Source organism: Flavobacterium sp., assembly GCF_003525665.1.
Lineage (GTDB): Bacteria > Bacteroidota > Bacteroidia > Flavobacteriales > Flavobacteriaceae > Flavobacterium.
In genome coordinates, this window is record NZ_DQDX01000017.1 from 19,261 (window position 1) to 19,727 (window position 467).

The 467-nt window shown below is 30.2% G+C and carries 1 protein-coding gene; it reads right to left on the reverse strand.

All coding sequences use genetic code 11. From position 1 onward, the window contains the following. Positions 1 to 467, reverse strand: a 467-nt coding sequence (locus tag DIU01_RS01170) for an acyl-CoA reductase (RefSeq protein ID WP_290831430.1), incomplete at both ends; no start/stop codon positions are given.

Genomic DNA, 467 nt, shown 5'->3' on the forward strand with positions numbered 1-467 from the left:
ATTATTGGCGTATTTTTCATAATGAATGACATCGCCATACTTGAAAATTGCTTTGAAAAAAGTTTGAAAATCATATTCTTTCGGAACAAAAATTTTAGAAACATTTCGGCATCCTAATCCGAAATACCTAAATATATCTTCACCAAGATGTTCTAATTCCTCATGAGATTCACTTCCGTTTAAAACGGCAACTGAATTTCTGTTTTTTCTAATAATACTTGGTTTGTCTTTGAAATAAAATTCGAAATAACGTGCCGTGTTGTTACTTCCAGTGGCAATTACAGCATCAAAATTTTCTAATTTTCCGTCGGTGAAAGTAATAAACTCTTCTAATCTTGAATCAATTGAAATAAGGTATTTGGCTAAAAATTTTATCAAATGTTGATCATTCGAAGATGTTTTTACCAATACTTTATGTCCGGAAATTAAAACCGATAAAAAATCGTGAAAACCAACCAACGGAATAT